The 17,193-nt window shown below is 70.2% G+C and carries 7 protein-coding genes; 2 read left to right on the top strand and 5 right to left on the bottom strand.

Translation table 11 applies throughout. The annotated features are described in order from the left end of the window. Positions 1–13: 13 nt before the first annotated feature. Positions 14–2,149 (bottom strand): choline BCCT transporter BetT, encoded by a 2,136-nt coding sequence (gene betT / locus C892_RS0100635; RefSeq protein WP_017555584.1) that lies wholly within the window; start codon positions 2,147–2,149, stop codon positions 14–16. 442 nt (positions 2,150–2,591) lie between these two features. Here betT and C892_RS0100630 point away from each other — a divergent pair, with 442 nt between their 5' ends. After that, complete coding sequence (locus C892_RS0100630) at positions 2,592–3,350, top strand: hypothetical protein (protein ID WP_017555583.1); 759 nt, start codon at positions 2,592–2,594, stop codon at positions 3,348–3,350. A 37-nt stretch (positions 3,351–3,387) separates the two neighbouring features. Here C892_RS0100630 and C892_RS0100625 read toward each other — a convergent pair whose 3' ends face one another. The 4 genes from C892_RS0100625 to C892_RS0100610 form a co-directional block, all read right to left on the bottom strand. Then, on the bottom strand, positions 3,388–7,155 hold the full coding sequence (locus C892_RS0100625) for a caspase, EACC1-associated type (RefSeq protein WP_017555582.1): 3,768 nt from the start codon (positions 7,153–7,155) through the stop codon (positions 3,388–3,390). Next, a complete protein-coding gene (locus tag C892_RS0100620) occupies positions 7,152–7,655 on the bottom strand; it encodes a hypothetical protein (RefSeq protein ID WP_017555581.1) in 504 nt (167 codons plus the stop codon). Before C892_RS0100620 ends, C892_RS0100625 begins: the two co-directional genes overlap by 4 nt. Before the next feature lie 191 nt (positions 7,656–7,846). After that, positions 7,847–8,749, bottom strand: a complete 903-nt coding sequence (locus C892_RS31545; protein WP_017555580.1) for a hypothetical protein — start codon at positions 8,747–8,749, stop codon at positions 7,847–7,849. A 91-nt stretch (positions 8,750–8,840) separates the two neighbouring features. Continuing rightward, positions 8,841–13,352 carry a PDDEXK-like endonuclease domain-containing protein gene (locus C892_RS0100610; protein WP_239647211.1) on the bottom strand — a complete coding sequence of 1,504 codons (4,512 nt, stop codon included), beginning with the start codon at positions 13,350–13,352 and terminating at the stop codon, positions 8,841–8,843. Between the two features lie 407 nt (positions 13,353–13,759). Here C892_RS0100610 and C892_RS0100605 point away from each other — a divergent pair, with 407 nt between their 5' ends. Further along, positions 13,760–17,131 carry a type ISP restriction/modification enzyme gene (locus C892_RS0100605; RefSeq protein WP_017555578.1) on the top strand — a complete coding sequence of 1,124 codons (3,372 nt, stop codon included), beginning with the start codon at positions 13,760–13,762 and terminating at the stop codon, positions 17,129–17,131. The last annotated feature ends 62 nt before the right edge of the window (positions 17,132–17,193 follow it).

The following is a 17,193-nucleotide window of genomic DNA, read 5'->3' as shown; positions in this document are numbered from 1 at the left end:
GCGGGCGCCCCCGTCAGTCCTCGTCGTCGCCGGTGTAGACCTCGGCGGTGCCGGGCCCGTGGTCGGGCAGGGCCGACCCCGCGGCGGCCTCGCGGTGCAGGCGCAGGAACTCCAGGTGCCGCTCGTACTCGTCGAGGATGTTGCCGATGAGCTGCTGCTTGCTGAAGCCCATCACGTCGTAGCCCTGGCTGCCCTCGGTCAGGTGCACCTCGAAGCGCACGTAGGTGTCGTGCTCGGTGAGCGAGCGCATGGCGAACGCCGGGGTCGGCATCTCGATCGGCCACACGCGGTAGCTGAACTCCTCCTCGGCGCCCATGGGCACGCGCAGCTCCAGGTGCGGGATCCCGGTCTCCTCGTCGATCCTCTCGCTGATCGAGGCCTCCGATCCCTGTTCGCGCAGCTCCTCGGCCACATCCTGGAACGCGGGGCGGCACACCTCCTCCACGAAGCGGACCGCCGCCCGCCGCCCGGGGAAGTTCGTCACCCGGGCGATGCGCTGGCGCCAGTTGCGGTCCGCGCCCCTGCGGTCGACCTCGGTGCGGTTGGACAGCGAGGAGGACAGCGTGGTGCGGAACGCCTCGACCCGGAACTGCTCGACCCGCAGCGCCCGGTACAGCCCCCAGATGACCAGCAGCATCACGAACGAGAACGGCAGGCCCATGATGATGGTCGCGCTGGTGAGCGCGTCGACGCCGCCGACGATGAGCATGGCCAGGGTGAGCAGGCCGGTCACCGAGGCCCAGAAGATGCGCAGCCACGCCGGGGCGTCGGTGAGCGGGGTGGGCAGGTGGGAGCTGAGGTTGCCGGTCACCAGCGCACCGGAGTCGGCGGAGGTGACGTACAGCAGCAGCCCGACCACTGTGGCCAGCCCGGCGCTGAAGGTGAAGGCCGGGTACTGCTCCAGCAGGGTGTAGAAGCCCTTCTCCGGGGTGTTCATGGCGGTCTCGCCGAACTCGGTGTTGCCGCCCATCACGGTGCTCAGGGCGCTGTTGCCGAAGATCGACAGGAAGGTCAGCGTGTACAGCAGCGGGACCACCAGCGTCGCGGCGACGAACTGGCGGATGGTGCGCCCGCGCGAGATGCGGGCCAGGAACATCCCCACGAACGGCGCCCAGGCGATCCACCAGGCCCAGAAGAACAGGGTCCAGGCGTTGAGCCAGTCGATCGGCTGGTCGTAGGCGAAGGTGTTGAGCGTGATTCCGGGCAGGCGGCTGACGTAGTCGCCGATGTTGAGGATGAGCGTGTTGAGCAGCCAGACCGGGTCCTCGGCGATCATCACGTAGATCATCAGCACGATGGCCAGCAGCACGTTGAGCTCGGACAGGCGCCGGATGCCCCGGTCGACGCCGGCCACGGCCGAGACCGTGGCCACGAGCACGGCCACGATGATCAGCCCGGTCTGGGCGGCGACCCCCTCGGGGACGCCGAACAGCGCGTTGAGGCCGTAGTTGAGCTGCACCACGCCGATGCCCAGCGACACCGAGATGCCGAAGACGGTCCCGATGATCGCCGCCAGGTCGACCGCGTCGCCGACCCGGCCGTGGATGCGCTTGCCGATCAGGGGGTACAGGGCCGAGCGGATGGCCAGCGGGAGGTTGTAGCGGAAGGCGAAGTAGCCCAGGGCCATGCCCATCAGCGCGTACATCGCCCAGCCGGTCACCCCGTAGTGGAACAGCGACCACACCACGGCCTGCCGGGCCGCCTCGACCGTCTCGGCGTCGCCCTCGGGCGGCGCGAGGTAGTGGGTGACCGGCCCGGAGACCGAGAAGAAGAGCAGGTCGATGCCGATGCCGGCGGCGAACAGCATCGCGGCCCAGGCGAACACCCCGTAGTCGGGCGTGGAGTGCTGCGGGCCGAGCTTGATCTTGCCGTAGCGGGAGACCGCCACGAACACCACGAACAGCAGGTAGAGGGTGGCGACGAGGAAGTAGTACCACCCGAATCCCTCGGAGATCCATCCCACGACCGCGCCGATCACCCGTTCGGCGTTCATCGGCGCGATGATCGCCCACACCGAGATCACGAGGATCAGCGCGGACGAGCCGAAGAACACCACGGGCTTGAGGCGGCTCTTCTCGTGACGGCTCCCCTCCTCGGTGGCGGGGTCCTGCGCTCCCGCCGAGCTGTCCTGTCCTCCGTTGGCGGACACCGATCTCACCTCTCCTGCCTGCGGTGCTGGCACCGGCTCACTGCGAACGACCCGGGACGGCCCGGGGCGGCCCGAGCGGGACGCGACCGGGTACGAACGGATGGCCCCGTACGCAGGGACGATCCTGTCTCCATCCTTCCGCGACCCCGCCCCGGCGCCCCCGCAACCCCCACCGCTCGGCGCGCCGCAGGCCCGCAGCACAGCGCCTTAAGGAGCGGAGGGGATCGAAGGGGACCCCGGACGGGGGCCGCCGCAGTATTGCGCACCCGCCCCCGAAGAGGGAAATCGGAACCCCTCACCGACCTGGTGATTTCCCTCTCCGCTCCTCAGGAGCACACCATTCCCGATCGCGGACGCGAGCCATTCCCCATTCGAGACCGACAACTCGAGACCGATAACGGAGCCCGTTCCCTCATCGCCTCGGCCCGAGTAGTGTGCCGGCATGCTTCTCACCGAGGACCGCTTCTCGCAGGTGGTCCGATCCGCCCGGGATAACATGCGGACGGCATTGGACCTGATAGCAATCCATGCGGAGAAACCGGTCCGGGGCCGGCAGCCCCGCGCATCGCTCAACCCGTTCACCGTGGTCGCATCCGTCGGAAGCTGGGAGCGCTTCATCGCCGACCTCATAAGCGCGGCCAAGGAGGACGACTGGCACGGCCCAGGGGCGCACAAGGCCGCCAACGGCTCCCACTGGCCGGGCTTGATCGATCGCCGCCTGACCGACGCAGGCGTTGTCCGTGAGGCACTGACTCCCCGGTGGGAGGTGAAGTTCCCGGCCAACGCATGGGTCGGCGTACGACCGCGCGGCTGGAAGACGGTCCTGCGGGGTTCGCCCGACGAGGACCGCGAGGAATTGCTGGACTACATCGCCGAGACCCGCCGCGCCCGCAATGGCGCCGCGCACTACGCCCTCATGCAGAACGCGTGGGACTCCGCACACGAAGCGGATCAGGACGGCTGGTACCCGTGGCAGTCCGACGCCGATGCACCGACCCTTCAAGCCGGTTATGTTCGCGGCGCCACCGCCGTTCTCCTCCAGCTCATCGACTGCACGGCCGCCACCGTCGCCCGAGACCACGATTGGGACCCCGACCTCTCCAGGCTTCCCGACGACTGGTTCGAGGCCGAAGCGAAAGCGGACCGCTTCGCCGGAGTCCGCTTCTGGGGAGGGGCCGAACTCCACCGCACCGCCCCCTGACCCTCCATCCGTCCTGACCGTGGAGCCGCCGCCCCGTTCAATCGGCGCCGGAGAGCAGCTCCTCCGCGACAGTGCCCGGCTCGGCCCAGCACCTCCACGCGGGGGCCCGCACCGTGCGAATGCCCGACACCTCTTGGAAGAGGGCCGTCCGACCGAGGGTGCGCTCAAGCGCCCTCTCCGAACCGGGCTGTGCCGGAGCACCGATCCCTGAACTGTCCACGATCACGGCGACCTCGCCCTGGGAACTCGGGACGAGGAGGTCACACGCGTACCCGTTGACGACGGACCCCGCCTCCGGGGCGGCCCCTCGGGCCGTCAGCGATTCGAATAGCCGGTTGCGCGCCTCGTCGGGGGCCTCTTCCTCCGTCGGCGAGAGCGTGTGGGCAGCCAGGTCGGCGAGTAGGCCGCCCTGTTCGGACCAGTATCCCCGGTCTCCGACGATGTAGAGGCGCGAGCGCGCTCGGGTGACCGCCACGTTCCACAGGTTCTGCTGCCTGGCGGCCCACTGGCCCGCCCCGCGCTCGACCCCGGTCGCGGCCGTCGGGGACACCACCATGACGTCCCGTTCTCCGCCCTGGAATGTGTGCACGGTACCGACCCGGATGCGGTCCCCCGCCCTGCCACCGAGGTGCCGGTCGAGGTCCCTCTTCTGCGCCGCGAAGGGGGTGACCACGCCGATGCCGGCGTCGGCCGGAAGGTCCGTCCACAGTTCACGCAGCAGGCGGAGGACCTCCTGCGCCTCGTCGGGATTGCGGCAGGAGCCACCCTTGGGCCTTTCCGGGAGCCCCTTGACGTCGATCCAGGTGACGGCCCGGTCGGCGGGTGCGGCGAGCTCTGTGGTGCGGGTGCGCACCGCGAGCCTGTTCCCGTAGAAGCGCCTGTTCACCGGGACGACGATGTCGGGGTGGCAACGGTAGTGCTCGTCGAGCCAGAGCACGTCGCGACCGGCGCGCGCCAGCGCGGAGGCGGCCGCGTGGTAGGCGGACGAGCGGGTGTAGACGAGCGACCGTTCATCGAGCCAGTCCTCGTCCAATCCGGATGCCGCCTGGATACGCCGGTCCTCGGACGCGTCCAACGCGTTCACCGGCTGGAGCTGGTGCGGGTCGCCGATGATGAGCGCCCGCTTGGCCCGGAAGAGAAGCGGGAGCAGGTCGGCGATGGTGCACTGGCTCGCCTCATCGACGACGACCAGGTCGAACAGGCCCTCCCGCGGTGGGAACACGCGGGCGGAGCGGGACGTGGTCGCCCAGGCCCGGGCCACGCGCACGAGGCGGTCCATACCGACCCACGTGGATTTGCGGGCCGCCAGGTTGTCCAGCCGCTCGTCGAGAACGGAGACGCCCTCGTCCCGTGCCCGGGCCACCTGCGCCACGACGAACTCCTCGGCGTCGCCGCGCCGCTGCTCCCGCAGGGCGCAGACCCGGCCATAGGCCTCCGCAGGGGCCGGAAGGCGGTCGAGGCGGGCCCGTGTACGGCGCCAGTCGGACTCGGTGTCCAGGAGGGCGGCGAGCGCCTCCAACTCGGCCTCATCGCGCCCGTAGCGCAGGGAACGCCGTACGAGCCACCGGTAGAACCACCCGGTCCACCTGCGTTCCCGGGCCGCGTCGACCCGATGGGCCCACCGGCGGACGCTCTCCAGGTCCGGGAAGGCGTCGTCCGGAGCGACTTCCTCGGCCACCCGCGCCCTGTCGCCCTCACGTGTCGGGGCCAGGGCGGCCAGCCGGTGTTCCAGCGCACCGATCTCCTCGATCGCCTCATGTCCGGCGCCGAGGCCGCGCTGGTGCAGATCGAGCCGTTCCGCTGCGGTGCGCCCTCGGGAGGAGTCCAGACGCGCCGCCCGCAGCCTCCCGAGGATGTCGGCTTCTCTGCTCTGCTTGTCCGCATTGCCCGTACGGACGATCAGGTCGGCCCCGGGAAGCAGGCGGTTGGCACGATCGACGACCTCGTCCACCGCCGTGTTGTTGGTCGAGGCCACCAGGACGGACTCGCCGCCGGCGACGGCGGTGGTGACGACCCCAGTGATGAGTTCGCTCTTGCCCGTGCCCGGAGCGCCCGTGGCGACCGTCAGGGTCTCGCGCATCGACGATGCCAGGATGCGCTCCTGCGCGGAGTTGCTGAGGCCGGTGATGACGGGGCGCCGGCCACCGGCGCGTCGGGCGTCCCCGCACACCGCCGGATCGGCGAGCGCTGCCAGGGCCGTGGACGGGATGCGCTCGGTCTTCAGGCCCTTGCCTGAACGGTGGTCCAGATCGGCCGACAACCGTCCGACCGCGGAGGCCGCAGGATCGGCAGCATAGAGCAGAGCCGCGTTGCGGGCCCCGCCGGTCAGCGGCCGGCCGGCCTCCAACCGGTCCTCAAGCCTCCCGGGAACCAGGTCCTGGACCTGCGTCAGTCCCAGGCGCCCGCACAGTGCGCGCGCCTTGTCCGCGAGTCCTGCTACGCCCTGCCCCGCCCAGTCCGCCTCGAACCAGGCCAGCAGCTCCTCGATCTCCTCTTCACCGAGGTCGGCGGCGCTGAGCAGGACCTCCCGATTGAGCTCGGGATCGCCGACCGGGACGAGCGTGTCGGCGCCGCCCGGCCCGCCGCCCTCGCGCACTTCGACGTCCAGCACGAGCAGGGGGGCGACTTTGAAACCGGTCCTCCCCTTGCCTCTGCTGCGGGCCGGGTCGAAGAGCACGGCCGGGTACCCGTAGCGCAGAGGGCGCCCCTCCCTGCGGGCGCCGTCGGCGATCCGCGCGGGGTCACCGGTCAGTCCGACTTGCTCGCCCTCTCCGCTCAGGAGGAGTTCCCGCCCCGTCCCCACGACCGCGTACAGGCCCGACCTGAGGTCGGGGAGCTGCTGGAGGACGCTCTGCCTGTCGAGGCAGGAGCGGTAGTAGTCGAAGAGGGCCGCCCATTGCCGGGTGTCCCAGGGGCGCTCGGCGCCACCGCGCTCGGGCCCGTGCACCGCCCCACCGCCCGCGTGGCCCACGGCGGCTCCGCCGTCGGCCCGGCCCTGGACCGGTTCCGCCGCCCCCGTCCCCGGCGACGCCTGGTCGCCCAGCGCCACCCCGGTCGCCGCCCCCGCGTGCCGGGCCAGCTTCAGGCCGCCGCGCACACCGAGGCTGAAGCCGGTCACCCGCTGGCGCCCCTGGCCCTCCACCTGCCGGTGGACGTACTGGTAGAGGTCGAGGGCGTCGATCCAGCCGTCGCCGTCGGAGTCGTCGGCCGCGCCGGCGAGGCCGCGGACCACGGCCGCGGTGAACGGGGAGGGGTCCGTTCCCCCGGTGTTCGCCCCCTCGTAGGCGAGCTCGATGGCCCCCGAGGAGGCGATGACGTAGGTCCCGGACGCGTCCCCCGCACCCATCTGGCGTTCGTAGTCGGGGTGCTCGTCGGCCCCGGCCCCGCTCCGGGTGGCGAACCCGTCGGCGAAGGCACCGCTGTAGCAGCAGTCGAGCAGGACGAACTTGCTCGCCGCGCGGGACTCCTTCAGCATGCGCTGCAACGACTCGGCGGGCAGTCCGGTGGACTCCAGCCGCTCGGAACGGGTGTCGCCGAAGGCGAAATGGAGCCGTCCCCGGGAGTTGCGCAGTCCGTGCCCGGAGAAGGAGAGCACCACCAGGTCCCCCGGCCCCGCCTCCGCCAGGACGTCCTCGACGGCTTCGACCGCCTCGGCCCTGTGCGGGTCGTGGAGGGGGCGCACGCGGTCGAAGTGCCCTTGGGCCTTGAGCACCCTCTCCAAATGGTCGACGTCGGCCCGCGGCGATTTGAGGTCGGAGAGCTCGCTGTAAGAGGTCGCGCCGATCAGCAGGGCCGTGCGCTTCACCGCTCCTCCCCGGCGCCCTCGGGGCCGTCGGCCCCCGAGGCGCCTCCAGCTCCCGCACCGTCCTCATCCGGATCCACCGGATCCACGGAACGGCTGCGCTCCAGGGGCCGCGCCGTCTGGGAGTCGGTGTTCAAACGGGCCAATGAGGACACCATCCGCTCGATCTCCTCGGGCCGCGTATGCCCTTGCACGGTCAGCCTGGTCGCACCGTTCTCCACGGTCACCGATTTCTGAGCACGGGTATAAAGCCATTCCTGGACGATCGCGGCGATGTGCGGAGCCGCCTGCCGAACCGCGACCCCGGCCATGATGATCGCGCCGCCGACCACCGCCAGGTCCCCGGCGCGAGCCCCTTCGGGGACCGCATCGGGCTCTGTTTCGAGGCCGACCCGCTCGGCGTCGACCCCCTCCAGGAGGTCGAGCAGGTCACGGGTGTGCTCATCGGCCTCTTCGGGGGTGGTGTCCTCTCGGAACCCGATCCTGATCCGCAGGTCGGTCACGCGCGCTCCCTACCATCGGTGCGATTCGTTCCCGTCCGGTAACCGGACGACCACGGTGCGAACCTGCCACATATAGCACCGGAACGGTCACCGCTTTCCTGAAATCGACACGGATGACCGCTCCCGGCCAGGACCGGCGCCGAGCAGGCCGACCGCCGATGCGGGTCCGTCACCGCGCTCGGCACGTCCGCTCAGACGAGGACACCGGGCACGCGACCCGCGAGAGCCAGGACGGCGGCCATCGCGAGAACGAGGAACAGGGCGCCCGCACATCCGCCCCCGCCCGTGCGGGCATGGTGCCGGGAGCCCGGGGACGCCGCGCCGTGGGTGGACACATGGACGACCATCTCGTCTTCGTCGTCATCCTCGAAGGGCGCGACGAACCGCCGGTAGTACTCGTCGTCGGAGAGTTCGCGCGGGCGCCATGTCCGGTGCCAGCCCGTCCGGCGCTCGAGTTCGGCCCGGCGGTCGTAACGCTCACGGACTTCGGCCGCCCGGGCCGCGTCCCCCGCGTTCTCGAAGAGCGACTTCTGTGCCTCGGCGGCCGCCGCGTCCAGGATCCGCTCGGCCTCCTGCGGCGCCTCCACGCGGATCCCGGCCTCGCGGGCTTTGGCCGCCTTGGGGTGCTCCTCAGAGGGGTCGGCCACGACCAGCCGCACGGTCTTGGTGACGTTGACCCCGACCGTCGCCCCGCGCTCGGCGGCGGAGTCGACCACTGCCCGGACCGCCGCGGACTCCCCCGCCGGCACGATCCTCCACCCCTTGAGGGGGCCGTTGCGGCGGGCCTTCTCCTTCTCGGCCACCTCCAGCAGGTCCCCGACCAGGTGCCGCGCGCCCAGCTGGTCGGCGGCCTTGTTCAATTCGCGCAGTTCGGCGGAGGTCACCACACCGTCGGCCTCCGCGCGCGCACGCGCCTCGGCCAGGACCTGCTCGTGGACCCTGCGCACGGTGGAGCGGGTGAATCCCGCCTGTGTCGCCAACCGCGCCAGCCGGTGCGCCTCCTCCCCCACGATGCGCCCGTCGGCGAGGGCGTCCACCAGGACCGCACGGTACTCTGCGGCCGCACGCGGCTCGGGGGAGAGCGAAGGCCGCATGTCCGGGAGTCCGGCCGCCAGGTTGGCCAGCCACCCTTCCTCTCCTACCGGTTCGGCCCCAGTGTTCCGTACGGCCGAGAATTCCGGGAATTCACGTGCGTACGGGCTCGATGCCCATCCCGTCCAACCGTTCCCACAGAGGAATGAGCGCGCCGTCGGGGTCACGGAAGAACCGGCTGCCGCGAATCCGCTCGAACGTCCACCCGACGCGTTCCAACTCCCTCTGGCGCGCCGCGTCCTCCGCCGCGTTGGCCTCGTTGTGGAACGCATCACCGTCGCATTCGACCGCGAGCCTGCGGCTGTGCCCTTCCACCACCAGATCGATACGGAACGGGCCCGCCTGGTACTGGGGGAGGACGCGGTAGCCCCTCGCCCTGAGCGCGCGGAACACGCGCTGCTCGAAGAGGCTGTCGAACGGGTCCACCCGTTCGTCCTCCGGCACATGCGCCAGGCCGGTGCCGTCCTGCTGCTCCACCGGGCGGTCCAGGTAGTCCAGGTAGGCCCGGCGCAGGTCCGTCTCCCCTAGGTCGGTCAGGGCGAAGCTGTGGAAGAGCCAGACCTGGTCGCGCGCACGGGAGGCGGCGACATTGATGGCCTGCTGAGCGCCCTCGGAACTGTACGGCGCGGCCCTTCTGGGCTCGCCCTCGGAGTCGAACGGTGCGTACACGGCGCCGATGAAGACCACGTCCCGCTCGTCGCCTTGGAAGGCTGAGGGGGTCCCCACCCGGATCCGCCTGGACACGCGCTCCTCCAGGTCCAGCTCGGCGGCGAGGAGGTCCTCGATGAGGGCCTGCTGGCGGCCGGACTGCAGCACGATGATCCCCATGGTCCGCCCCGCGTAGGCCGGGTCGGCGCAGCACTCGGCGACCTGCCTGACCAGCCTGCGCGCTTCGTAGGGGTTGGTCTGCCGCTGGCCCTTGCCCTCCAGTCGGCCCTCCGGGACATGGACGCTGCGCAGCGGCGTGAGGCGGTCGCCGCCGAACTGGCGGAGCGCCTGCAGCCTGCCCTGGTAGAAGTGCTCATTGGAGAACCCGATGATCTCCGGCATGCACCGGAAGTGCTCCTTGAGCATCAGCCGCCCGCGCCCTCCGGCCAGGCCCGAGACGATGTCGAACAGGCTCCGGTTCGGGGAGAACAGGTTGCGGCGGGCGGGGGTCAGCGCCCCCAGGTGGCGCTGCTGCATCGTGAAGACGCTGCCCTGGTCCACCCCGACGTCGGCCGGGCTGACCTGCTTGTCGTCGCCGACCACGACGACCTTCTCGGCGAGCCAGGCCAGCACCAGGGCCGTCGGCCCGGACTGGCTGGCCTCGTCCACGACGACCACGTCGAACACGCCCGGCCGTTCCATCGGGATCGTGGAGACGACCTGGTAGAACGGCATGATCCAGGCGGGGACGGCGGACGTGCACTCGCGAAGGCTCTCCTGGGCCTGGCGCTGCAGGCGGCCGACGTACTTGCCCGTCCCCTTTCCGATCTTGTTGACGCTCGTCTGGTACGAGCTGAGCGCGATCTCCTGGGCGTCGTCCAACCGGTCGAGGCACCCGGTCCAGGCGCGCGCCGCGGCCAGCCGCGCCATCGTCAGGCGCACCTCGCCGTCGGCCTCGGCCAGCCGGGCACGGGCCTTCTCCTCGGCCCGGGGATCGGTGAGCTCGGCGAGCCTGCTGTTCCACGCCGACCAGGCCCAGGCCCGGTCGAAGTCGTCGATACGGCGTTCCCACTCGGGAAGGTGCGGGTCGGCCGCCACGGACCCGGCGAGCGCCGCGTGGCCGGCCGCGAGCGCGCCGTAGGCCGCCTCATAGTCCGCGACCAGGCGCGCGGCCTCACGCACGCGGGCCATGTCCGCACAGGCGGCCGCGTACGCGTCGGGGTCACCGGACTCCAGCGCCTCGCGGGCGCGGGTCAGCCCCTCCGGGACCTCGGAGGCGCGCCCGGACCAGTCCCTCAGGAGAGAGACGGCCCGCTCCACGCGCTCGCGGTGGTCCGCCGCACTGTTCTCCGCGTCGACCGCGGCGAGGAGCACGCCGACCTCATTCACCTGGTCGGCGTCGGCGAGATCGAGCGAGGCGAGTCCCGGCAGGCCGGCGCAGGCCTCCGTGAGCGCTCGCCTGGCATCGGCGAGCGCGATGAGCACGTCGAGGTCTCGCTTGGCGTCCTGCAGGCGCGCGATGCGTGCCGGTGGCTGCTGCCATGCCCGTCCGGCCGCCGTGTCACCGACGAGGAGCCCTTCGGCCTCCTGCAGCGCGCGCTCGGCCGTGACGCGGGCCAGCACCGTTGCGGCGTCGTCGGCGCTCTCCAGCGGGCGCCCGTCGACCTGCACCGACGCGAGGAAGGACGCATGGTCCTTGGCCAGGCGCGTGCGCCCGAGCAGGCCGCGGAGCCTCCCTCCCGATGCGAGGCCTTCGCTGAGTCGGCTCACGCTTCCGAGGGCCTCGGCGACGCCGAAGGCGTCGAGGCCGGTGACGAGCGCGTCGCCGACACGCCGCGTCTCCTGGTCGGCGAGACCGACCGCCTTGCGGACCCCCTCTTCCCGCACGGCGACCTCGCTGGAGCGGCCGGCGAGGACGTCCGCCAGCGACGGGGCCCAGCGCTCGCCGAGCCGGCGCGCAGTGTCCCGGGCGGCGATGAAGGCGTCCATCGCGGTCCGGATCCGCTCACAGCGCTCGGGGTCCACGCCGGCGAGGAGGTCTCCCAGATCGGCGCCCCCGATCCCCGAGGCCTGGGCGTAGGCCTCGTCTGCGGCGGCGATCGCCTGTACGGACTCGGCGAACTCCCCCGGTGACGGGATCCCCGAGGCTTCCGGAACCTCGGCGGCGAGGCGGCGTGCCTCCGGGCCGACGGCGCGCGCCGCGTCCACGAGGGCGCGGAGGGTGTCGGCGGTCACGGTGGGGTGGTCGGCCGGAACCTGCCCCACCCAGGAGTAGCGCTCCTCCTCGTCGGCGAGGCGGCGCGCGATGGCGGAGAGCCGTCCGCTGTAGTCGCCGATGGTCCGCGGGTGTTCGTAGGTCTCCTGCTCGCGGATCCCCCGCAGGTCCTTGAGGGCCTGGTCGCGGTCGGTCCGCGCCTTTTCCAGCCGGTCCTCCAGCCCGGCGATGTCGCGCCGAGCCTGTCGGGCATCGTGGTCGCCGCGCCGCTCCAGGATCGCCTGGACGGAGGTTTCGAGCTCCTTCTTGGCCTCCAGGCCGTCGCCGGTGCGGCTGACGGCGAGCGGCCGAATCTCCTCGGGGAGCTTGTCCTTGAGGACCTTCAGCGCGCGCGTGGTCTCGCTGGTGATGAGGACCCGCTGCCCCTTCGCGAGCAGGTCGGTGACCAGGTTCGCGATGGTGTGGGTCTTCCCCGTCCCCGGCGGCCCTTGGACGACGACCAGGTCGCTGTCCTGGAGCCGGGATGCGATCCGGCGCTGTTCGGCGTTTGAGGGCAGAGAGAAGTACAGCCCTTCGTCCGGTGCGCCGCGCTCGGCGGTCGGCTCCCCGGTGTCCTCCTCCTGGGCGTCCTCCTGGGCGGCGCCCAGGTCCGTCCCTACGAGGCGCTGTACCAGGTCCGTCGCCGCCTCCCCCCTGCCCAGCGCCTCGACGATCCGCTTGAGGGCGTCCACGCGCCCGCGCTGGGGGCGCTGCCGGAGGATCACGGCGGGTGCGAAGGCCACGACGGGCCCCTCCCCGGCCCCTTCGGCCCCCTTCGCCGCGCCGCCCGCGGGAGCGGGAGCGGCCATGGAACGCGAGTACTCGGCCTCGGCCGAGGTCGCGACGGCCCACTCTTCGAGGGCACGGTGCAGGTGGCCGACCGCTTCAGCGGCCGGAACCTCCTCGGCTTCCTCAAGGGCGCCCAGCACCCGGCCGCGCGGCTCTTCGCGGAGACGCTGATCGGCCTCCAGCATCTCCTCTTCGAGCTCGAAGCGGGAGGCCTCGGGGTCGGGCACCAGTTCGATGCGCCCGGACTCGTCCATGGAGGAGACCAGGCGGCGCGCGACCAGGTGGCGGCGGACCGGGTGCCCGTCGGCCGTCCACGTCAGGTGCCCGACGCCCAGCACCAGCTCGTAGGCGTCCCCATAGTCATGGGCCTCCTGGTGGATCCGGAACAGGGCCTCGTAGGCCTTCACGAACGGGGCCTTGGAGCGCTCGTCCTCGGCCCACTCCAGCCACCGCCGGGACCAGCGGGCGTAGGTCTCGCGGACCGTCTCGTCCGGCGCCTCGTCCGGTCCGTCGGATTCGCCTTCCCCGCTGTCCTCGGGTGCGGGGTGCTCCTCCTGTCCAGCCCATTCCGCACCGGACCCGTGTCCGGGCAGGGGTGTCTCCCGCAGGGGCGGGGGCTCGGTCCGCTCCCAGTCGCGCACCCCCCGGGGGTCGACCCACGGCTCCAGGGGCACCGGAAGGTCGGGCGGCCGCGTGTGGCGGACCCGGTCGGCTTCGAGCCAGGCGTCGCCGTCGTCGGGGTCGACGATCCCGCAGTCGACGGCACGGGTGTTTCTGGGAAGTTCGTCCAGCCAGAGGACGCGTTCCGCCGAGTCGAGCGTCCTGACCGGACGGCTGCGCAACTCTTCGGACTGGAGAAGGAACCGGTAGAGGCTGTGGACGGCATCGGCCCCGGCGGCTTCACGGTCGGTCACGGTCGCGGTGAACTCCTTGTCCTCATGCCCGGCGGCCACCGCTGCGGCCCACGGTGGAACGCCGCCCGCCTGAGGGAGAGAGGCGGGCACGCCGACCCTACAGAGGCGTGCGGGGCGACAGAGCCATAACGCGAGTATCGGCGGCCGATGACCGGATCCGGTCGGTCACATGGCGGTATACCGATGTTTCCCGCGGGGCTCCACTCCCCTTTCACCACTGGCCGGTCGCCCACCCTCTTCTGAAGCAGGGCGCACAGGCAGCACCTGAGAAAACAGCGACACACGCCATTACAGGAGGGCTCACTTTTCTCAAGGTGTTCCTTATTCGGCCATGGCGGACCGTTGACGGCGTGTTCCTCACGGGGTGTTCTAGTAGGAACGAAGAAATTCCTCCCCTCGGAGATGCGATGACGGCGTTGCCGAGCGACCCCTTCCCCGACCGCGACGGCTCCCCTCCCGCCGGCGGATACGCCGCGCGCAGACTCGAATCGTTCATCTCGGAGGTGGCCGACGCCTGGGGGCGGGGCGGCTTGGAGGAAGAGCAGCTGCGCACGCCCCTGCTCAGACTCGTAGAAGGGATCTCCCACGACTTCGGGACACCGGCGACGGTCTTCGGCGAGGTCCCCCTCAAAGCGCTCGGAGCCCGACCCGACTTCGGGGTCGACGCCAGGAACACCGGACGCGACCCCATCAACAGGATCGGCTATATTGAGCTGAAGAAGCCGGACAAGCCCATTCCTCCGAGCGACTTCGTGCGCGGACACGACCTCAAGCAGTGGGAGAACCTCAAGAGCCTTCCGAACCTGCTGTACACGAATGGTACCCAGTGGTCGCTTTTCCGGTACGGCGTTCTGCGCGACCGGACGGTCGAGACACCGGCCCTGTTCTCGAAGAAGCGCAGACGGCTCCCACCCCAGCGTGAATTCGAGGGGCTTCTATGGGACTTCCTCACCTGGGTACCGGAGCAGGGATACACGCTCGACCAGCTCATCACACGTGTCGCGCACATGTGTCACCAGCTCCGGGGAGAGATCTGCGATCTCATCGAGGAGGAGCGCTACAGCGACGACCCCAAGCCGTTCACCAGCCTGGCCCGGGAGTGGAAGAACCTCCTCTTTCCCGACATGGAACCCGGCCCAGAATTCGCCGACGCTTATGCCCAGACCGTCACCTTCTCCCTGCTGGTCGCACGGGAATCCGGGGTCGACTTCACCGACAAGAGCACGCGCGAGATCGGCGACCAACTCGGAAAGCACCACCATTTCCTCGGGGAAGCATTCGCCACACTCACATCCAGCGAGGAGATAGAGAAGAAGACCCTTGTGCCCACGCTCATCCGCATCCTCCAGCCACTCGACTGGAACACGGTGATGCAAGGAGAAGAGCACGCCTACTCCGACCTCTACGAGACCTTCCTCTCCCGTTATGACCAGCAGTTGCGGAAGGAGACCGGCTCGTACTACACGCCGGAGCCCGTGGCCTCCTACATGGCGGAGTTCGTCGACTCGGTCCTCAAGAAGAGGATGGGGATACGGACCGGGCTCGCGGACAGGAGTGTCACGACGATCGACCCTGCCATGGGTACGGGAACCTTCCTTTCGGCGGTCACGAGGCGGGCAGCGACCACTCTCCTCGATGAATCCGGTCCCGTCCAGACGCGGCACCGGCTGAGAGAGATGTACGAGTCCCGGCTGATCGGGTTCGAGTCCAGCGCCTCACCGTTCGCGGTCGCCGAGCTCCGGCTGCACCAGCAGCTCCAGGACGTGTACGGAGCCGAAGTCCCCAGGGAGCATCGGCGTTTCCTGGTCGACACCCTCGACGACCCCGGCCGTGCGATTCCGGCGTACGGCCTCCGCTATGCCGAGATCCTGGATTTCCGCAGGAGGGCGAACGAGACGAAGCGCACGACGCGTATCCAGGTCGCCATCGGAAATCCTCCCTACATCGACCACGCCACCAAGAGGGCACCCGCCCCCTGGATCACGCGGAGGAGGCTCGACCGTGTCACGGACCCGTTGACCGATCGCCCGTCCCTCGATGAGTTCAGGGAGCCGGGCATGGGGAGGTTCGAGCACAAGCTCCATCACACAGGCGTGTACTTCTGGCGTTGGGCGACATGGAAGCTGTTCGACGCCCACCCTGACCAGCCCGCCGGCGTCATCGCCTTCGTCAGTACATCCGCCTTCCTCACCGGGGACGTCTTCATGGGGATGCGGAGGTACCTGCGCGCGACCGCAGACGAAGGCTGGATCGTCGACCTGTCTCCGGAGGGGCACCAGCCTCCAGTCCCGAGCCGGGTTTTCCAAGGCGTCCAGCAGCCGATCTGCATCGCCGTGTTCGCCCGTTACGGTGAGCCTCACCCCGACCGCCCCGCAAAGGTCTGGTACACGTCGCTCGAAGGGCGCAAGGAACAGAAGTTCACCGCTCTGTCCTCCGGAATCGCTTTTGGCCTGGACGGCGCGTCCTTCTCCCCGACCGAGAGCGGTGCAACGGCTCCGTTTCTCCCTACATCCCCCGCGTCCACTGCTTGGAAATCCCTTCCTTCATTCGGCGACCTGTTCCCCTGGCATGCATCCGGCGTCCAAGCGAAACGCACCTGGGTCATCGCCCCTGAGCGGGACACGCTTCTTCGGCGCTGGAGGAGGCTGAAGAGCGCATCTCCTGAGATGATGGACCACCTGTTCAAGGCCACCAGCGACCGGTCCACGACGACAAACGTCACGGGCAACTCCTCCGTAGCCCACGATCACAACGAACCCGAGTGCGCCGAGTTCGCCTACCGCGCTTTCGATCGCCAGTTCATCATCAACGATGATCGTTTCGTCGACCGCATCCGTCCCCGACTGTGGCAGTGTGCTGGCCTGAGTCAGGTCTATGCCGCCGAGCAGCACAACCACCGGATCGCTTCCGGACCGGGGCTTCTCTTCACTTCCTGTCCCCCGGACCAGCACTATTGCCGTGGTCATGGCGGTGGTCGAGTACTTCCCCTCTTCCGCGACCAGGAGGGACGCGTGCCCAACAAGCCGCCCCGGCTGCTCTCGGTACTGGAGTCGCGGCTCGGGATCACCGTCACCGCCGAGGACCTGATGGCGTACTGCGCCGGGATCGCGGCTCACCCCGGGTTCGTGGCCCGATTCCAGGAGGAGCTGAAGGTCCCCGGGATCCGAGTCCCTCTTTCCACCGATCCCGACCTGTGGCGGACAGCGGTCGAATACGGGCGGCGGGTCGTCTGGCTGCACACCTACGGAGAGCGCTTCTGCGACCCGGACGCGGGCAGACCGCCAGGAGCCCCGCGCCTTCCTCGCGAGCGACGCCCCCAGCTCGTCGCTGAGATCTCCGACGGCAGAGGAGGCCTGCCCGACCGCATCTGGCACGACTCCGACACCGGTGACGCAGGAGACCGCCTGCACGTCGGGGAAGGTGCAATCGCTCCCGTCTCGCCGCGCGCCTGGCACTACGACGTGAACGGCATGCGGGTGGTGAAGAAGTGGTTCTCCTCCCGGCAGCGCAATCCACGGGGGAAGCGACGGGGAACGCCCCTGGACGACATCCGTCCCGACCGCTGGTCGCCCGATTACACCGACGAGCTCGTCGACCTCCTGTCGGTCCTGACGCTTCTCGTCGACCTCGAACCCCGGCAGGAACGGCTCCTGGACGACATCATGGCCGAACCGCTGATCACCGTGGACGAGCTCGTCACCGCCAACGCGCTTCCCCCCGACGACTGGCACAGGAAGGGGCCTCCTTCGGACGGTCAATTGGAACTCCCGCCCGAGTGACCGGACCCAAGAACGGCAGCCCATCCCTACGTGCCCCCTATCAGGTCCTGTCTGGAGTTCTG

It is taken from the genome of Nocardiopsis baichengensis YIM 90130, from assembly GCF_000341205.1.
GTDB classification, from domain to species: domain Bacteria; phylum Actinomycetota; class Actinomycetes; order Streptosporangiales; family Streptosporangiaceae; genus Nocardiopsis_A; species Nocardiopsis_A halophila.
This window is presented reverse-complemented; position numbering and strand designations above follow the sequence as displayed.